6 protein-coding genes are annotated in these 5,400 nt (G+C 38.6%); 3 read left to right on the top strand and 3 right to left on the bottom strand.

What is annotated here, in order from left to right; genetic code table 11:
* Positions 1-15: 15 nt before the first annotated feature.
* From CEF19_RS07960 to rsgA, 3 genes are all read right to left on the bottom strand, one after another.
* A complete protein-coding gene (locus CEF19_RS07960) occupies positions 16-300 on the bottom strand; it encodes a hypothetical protein (RefSeq protein ID WP_100405600.1) in 285 nt (94 codons plus the stop codon).
* Positions 301-1,120: 820 nt separating this feature from the next.
* A complete protein-coding gene (locus CEF19_RS07955; RefSeq protein WP_100408246.1) occupies positions 1,121-2,137 on the bottom strand; it encodes an aminoglycoside phosphotransferase family protein in 1,017 nt (338 codons plus the stop codon).
* On the bottom strand, positions 2,134-3,207 hold the full coding sequence (gene rsgA, locus CEF19_RS07950) for a ribosome small subunit-dependent GTPase A (protein WP_100405599.1): 1,074 nt from the start codon (positions 3,205-3,207) through the stop codon (positions 2,134-2,136). Before rsgA ends, CEF19_RS07955 begins: the two co-directional genes overlap by 4 nt.
* Before the next feature lie 661 nt (positions 3,208-3,868).
* Between rsgA and CEF19_RS07945 the strand changes: the two genes are divergently transcribed.
* From CEF19_RS07945 to CEF19_RS07935, 3 genes are all read left to right on the top strand, one after another.
* Complete coding sequence (locus CEF19_RS07945) at positions 3,869-4,417, top strand: GNAT family N-acetyltransferase (RefSeq protein ID WP_100405598.1); 549 nt, start codon at positions 3,869-3,871, stop codon at positions 4,415-4,417.
* Positions 4,418-4,572: 155 nt separating this feature from the next.
* Positions 4,573-5,046 carry an NUDIX domain-containing protein gene (locus CEF19_RS07940; RefSeq protein WP_100405597.1) on the top strand — a complete coding sequence of 158 codons (474 nt, stop codon included), beginning with the start codon at positions 4,573-4,575 and terminating at the stop codon, positions 5,044-5,046.
* 146 nt (positions 5,047-5,192) lie between these two features.
* Positions 5,193-5,400, top strand: a 208-nt coding sequence (locus CEF19_RS07935) for a hypothetical protein (protein WP_198510259.1), incomplete at its 3' end; no start/stop codon positions are given.

Here is a 5,400-nt window from a genome sequence, read left to right as displayed (position 1 = left end):
TTCTTCTTTTCGTATCTAATATAAATAAATTGTGATTGGCTTCATTGTTGTTAGTTCAATTCCCTCTCCTGAAGCTTTGGAGTAACAAACTTTAGGTATTAAAGTTAACGAAGTAGCATTAAGGTTTAATGAGTAGAGGGTTGTACGCCAGTTTTTTGAAGCTCCGTTGTCATGGCTTCCCCCATTTCCATTTAATTCATACATAATTTCCAAGATAAATATATCAATATCTGAGATTGCTTCGGTCTCGGAGGAATCTGCAGCGGGGATTGAAGAAACTGCTGCTTCTGTTGACAGCATTAAGTGCTGCCTGGTTAAATGGTTTATCTAACGACATAAAGCAACTAATTAGTAGATTCGTATTATAACAAAGTAGGAGGGGGAGTAACCCCTGACTCATCGGTTATTAAATATTGAATTGGACTCGATTTAATATTATAGGCAGACTTTATAACAATAAAACTAAAGGGGCATTACTGAAACAGTAATGCTCAGACCGTAGACAAAACGCCTTTGAGGAATGACTCTCAAAGGCGTTTTTGTAGATTTAGACTTGTTTGCTGAAAAAAATGTTCTTAAAGGGTTGCGTTTCTATAATAAAAGCAGATATGCTTTTTCCATTTTGTAGACTTTAAAAAGGGAATTAATGTTAAAATTGAATTGGTAATTAAGGGTTATTCGACTTGTATGCTTGTGATAAGAGCATTGTGAACCCTCCTGTACCAAGTCTTTATACAGGAATTATTGACGCATTTATTCTAAAGAATACAAAATAACCAAACAAAAAAGGGAATTAATGTTAAAATAATAAAATGATTGTTCAACTATCGAAGCAGGTTAATGTAATAAGAATTAGAATTATCTTGAGTGAAATGAGGTGTTCTTGTGGAATTATGGATTACTCAAATGTTATTAATCACGTTTTTTGTTTTCTTTCTAAGATATGTATTAGGACATAACACAAGCAGTTGATTTAAGAACCCAACCACTAAATATGCCCCTTTATGCTACTACTATTTGTTATTTAGCAATTTGCTGTCATCTACAAGATGACGAGCTATTCATACAAAAAAACCGAAACCCCTTGACTGTATTGGGTTTCGGTTTTTCTTTTTTAGGATCAACCTTGAACAGGGCTGCTTTTCATTTCATAGATTTTTTGGAGAGTATGGACATGCATTGTCTTTTCGCTATCATCTTCTGTGTGGAGATACCACTCCACAAGTCTATACCCAAACATTAGAAGGATTAGCTCGTAGACGCAATGATCAATGATAGGGTTTAAATTCGCATACTCTGAAAAACCTTTGTAATACGCGGGGACACATCTCTGGTAGTATTCGACCATATGATCAATATCCGCTTCATCTGCAATCAGGCTTGCTATATCTTCTCCTAGATAGCCCCATCCACAGGTATCCCAATCAATGAGCACGATTTTGCCATCCGTATAAATTAGATTGGTTACCCAAAAGTCCCGGTGGCAGAGCACGAGCGGCAATTTTTCAATGCGTTCTAGTATCTCGTCTGCGTGCTCATCGATGTCGATGAGCATTTGCCGCACCTGTTGCGGTAATTCGCAATCGTCCGAGCGTATAAAATCATAGACGACTGGCCATGAACGGTAACGCAGATACGTATTCTTCATTAGATCCGCATGGCTCAAGTTGGTTAGGTTTTGAAGTACGGAGGGCTGCTCAGCATACAGCTTGCCTTGATAGCGCCCTAATTCAAGCGCAGCCAGTTCATACATGTCTCCGGTTAAGTCTAATCCGGTTACGCCATCAATATACTCTAGCCATAGCTGAAATTCATCTCCTTCAGCATTGATCTCAGCGTGATAACATTCAGGCCAGCGGAAGGCATCCGAGAAAGTTGATCCAAGGTCAGACGAATAGAGATCGTATTCCCGACGCCATGAGTTTGGATCTCCGTAACGTTCCCATTTCTTCTGGTTTTTTAGCACGATACGATACGGTATTGATTTGCTGTCTTTTGTTTCTGCGCTTCCTGTTATCAGATAGACATTTCCCACTGTTCCTCCCTGTAACGACCTGCTTTGGTAACTCGCGGAGATGACATCCGTATTAAATTGTTGGCTTAAGGCACAAATTAGTGTTTCTGGTTTAATATTCAGTTTTTCCATCCTCCTTTTTTCCTCGTTTGCTTGCTCCATATGGCTTTCGTTTTGTTTCGAGCCCTCTTGTCGATAAGGTAGCTTGTTTTATCGTTGACAAACTTGTTTTCATGCTGCTGGGCAAGATAATGCTCCCACCGTTCACGCACCAACGAACCGTCAGTCAGGGCGGTGAGAACGGCACAGCCCGGTTCAGTTTGATGGCGGCAATCCGTAAATCGGCATTGTGTGAATAAATCCTCCACATCGGCAAATCCTCCACGAATGCCTTCTTCGGCATCAAAAAGCCCAAGCTCACGCATACCAGGTGTATCAATGACCATCGCACCAGAGGGGAGCATGAACAGCTGACGGTGTGTTGTCGTATGTCGCCCCCGGCTGTCGACCTCCCTGATAGATTGGACCTTCATTACCTCCTTTTTCATTAAAGCATTAAGCAGAGATGATTTACCGACGCCTGACATGCCGAGAAAGACTACTGTCTTACCAGGTATCAAGTAGGTTCCAAGTTCGTTCAACCCCTGACCTGTATGACTGCAGATTGCGTGAACCGGCACATCAGGGATGCTTTGAGTGACTTCAGTGAGCGTGAGATTATAATCTTCAACTAGATCTGTTTTGGTCAGAATGACGACTGGCTGACCGCCACTTTGCCTTGCCTGTGTCAAGTACCGCATGATGCGGGTAACGTTGAAATCCCAATTCAGAGAAGAAAGGATAAATACATAGTCAAAGTTAGTTGCGACTACCTGTTCCAGCACGGTTTTGGTAAAGCCTACAGCATGACCCGAGTAATCCGCGCGCGAGAACTTGGAGCTGCGGGGCAAAACCTTAACGATGAGAGAATTTCCTCCCTCGTTGTATTGCAGCAAAACAAAATCACCGACGCAAGGAAAGTCTTCACGCGTTTCCACGTTGTAATAGAACGCGCCTTTGAGTACTGCTGACACTTCACCGCGCAAGGTCATGACTGTAAAAAGCTCTCTCCGAAACTCAGTTATCCTACCGGGCATTAAACCTTCTGGAATTTCTTCTATTTCTGTGTAACCATAAGTTTTTAAATCCATCATGTTTTTTTTTAGCTCCTTTTAATGTTGTTTTTTGGACGCAAAAATGCCACGGACAAGCAGCCTCTAAATAAGCTACTGTCGCGCGGCATTAGGACGCAAAAAAGATACGACCTTCATCGTATCCTGCAAACAGCAATATTCACGAAAGGTTACTTCTGATGGCATACCAAATAATACGGACATCTGTCCGTTTTTTTCACATATGCCTGTTATTCAGTTTTAAGACAAAATCACCATATAAGTAGCTGCCATTAAAACACATCTCCCTTCGTGTCGGAACTTGCTTATCGCTAAGCTGTCTATAGAGTACCTTACAATGGTAAAATTAGTCAATAACTGAAATGGAAAAATTTCTGGAACAAAAGCAGTAACAGAGCACGTTTGAATTTTCGAAGGTTGAAATGAATGTGTGGATGTAATATTACCGAGTTACCAAGGACTACTGTTATCTTGTTCAATACCGTTTTTGAACAATCTGGTGCATCGTATGAATGAGAGTGAGCGAAAATTGTGAATCAATACACTTAAACAAACTGGGAGCGTTGATCCAAGAAGGGTTAGCGCCTTTTTTGCAGAAGTTAATCAACTAACGGGGCAGGTTAATTCAATAACAATAAAGAAATATTTCTTTGAAGAATATTTATTGCAGGGAGGAGAAGTGATGTTTGTATTTAAAATTGATGATGAAGTATCACTAAAATTAGTTGAGTTAAAAGATGCAAAACGATTATTTGAGCTAACAGATAAATCTAGAGAACACTTAAGAAAGTGGCTTCCATGGTTGGATAATAATACAAAGGTTGAAGATACTCAGAAATTCATAAAATTCAGCTTGAAAAGTTACGCAGAAAACACGGGGATGAATTCAGTTATTTTATATAAAGGAGAAATAGTAGGGGTTGCAGGTTATAACGAAATTGATTCGGCTAACAAAATTGCTTATATTGGATATTGGCTCGGCCGAGAATATCAAGGAAACGGGATAATCACTAGAGTATCTAAAGCTTTAACTGATTATGCTTTCAACGAATTAAAACTAAATCGTGTTGAAATTACTGTCGCTGTTGAAAACAAAAAAAGCAGAGCCATCCCTGAAAGATTAGGATTTTCTAACGAAGGATGTAAAAGGCAAGTAGAATGGCTATATGACCACTATGTTGACCATATTTTTTATGGAATGATAGCTAAAGATTGGAACAATAAGAAATAAGTAATCTCTTATTAACTTAAAGGGTGCGATGCTTGAATAATCGAAGCATCGCTTTTTTGTTCGACTAACGTGAGCAATTAATTCAATAACAGAATATCCCAATCTAATGTAAAATAAGAATAGAATAAACTACTTTGAAAGGTGGGAGATAAACATTGTCTTATCATATTAGAGTTAGAGCAGGTGCAGTTATTATACAGGATAATTCGGTTCTCTTAATTGAATTTAATGACGAAAACGGTTTGCATTATAATTTACCAGCTGGAGGGGTTGAGCCCAATGAAACGATTATTGAAGCTGTTAGAAGAGAATCACAAGAAGAAGCGTCTATTGATGTTGAAGTTGGTTCGCTAGCGTTTGTTTACGAGTATGCACCACATCTAAACTCTAATAAATATGGAGAAACACACTCTTTAGGTCTAATGTTTGATTGTAAAATTAAAGAAGGATTTAGTCCGAAACTTCCGAATATTCCTGACCCAAATCAGACTGGTGTAAAATGGGTTAAGCTATCTGACTTAAAAAAGGTTATTTTGTACCCAAACATAAGAGAACATATAATTAACTACATAGAAAATAAAAGAAATATAGACATAATTGAAGAGCATTTATTGGAAGAGTACGTTTAATATTATTGTATTAACGGAGAGCATTCCTTCAACAAGGGATGCTTTTTTTATGTCAACAGTATGGAAATTAATGTTAAACTAAACTGGCAGGATAATTAAAGATAGCTTCGGGATTATGTGTTAACTTTTATAAAGGAGGTGCTTGAATGAAAAAGTGGTTTATTATACTGGGAGCTACGCTAGTATTAAGCGTTATTATATTTAACTATGTTTTTTCAAAAGGAGAATTTGTTATCGGTTCTACCTCTTATATTGCTAAAGATGCCCCAATTGTGGAAGAAAGGCTTCCGTTTTATATGGGCTACGGTCTGCATTGGGGTGGTTTTGGAAAACCGACTTTAACCAACGTAACAT

The organism is Bacillus solitudinis (assembly GCF_002797395.1).
Classification (GTDB): domain Bacteria; phylum Bacillota; class Bacilli; order Bacillales; family Bacillaceae_D; genus Halalkalibacter_A; species Halalkalibacter_A solitudinis.
The sequence above is the reverse complement of the archived record's forward strand: the minus strand, read 5'-3'. Positions and strand labels throughout refer to the sequence as shown.

Excerpts from the sequence above, each read along its gene's own strand:
- CEF19_RS07960 (WP_100405600.1), bottom strand. The coding sequence starts at position 300 with ATGCTGTCAACAGAAGCAGCAGTTTCTTCAATCCCCGCTGCAGATTCC.
- rsgA (WP_100405599.1), bottom strand. The coding sequence starts at position 3,207 with ATGATGGATTTAAAAACTTATGGTTACACAGAAATAGAAGAAATTCCA.
- CEF19_RS07945 (WP_100405598.1), top strand. The coding sequence starts at position 3,869 with ATGTTTGTATTTAAAATTGATGATGAAGTATCACTAAAATTAGTTGAG.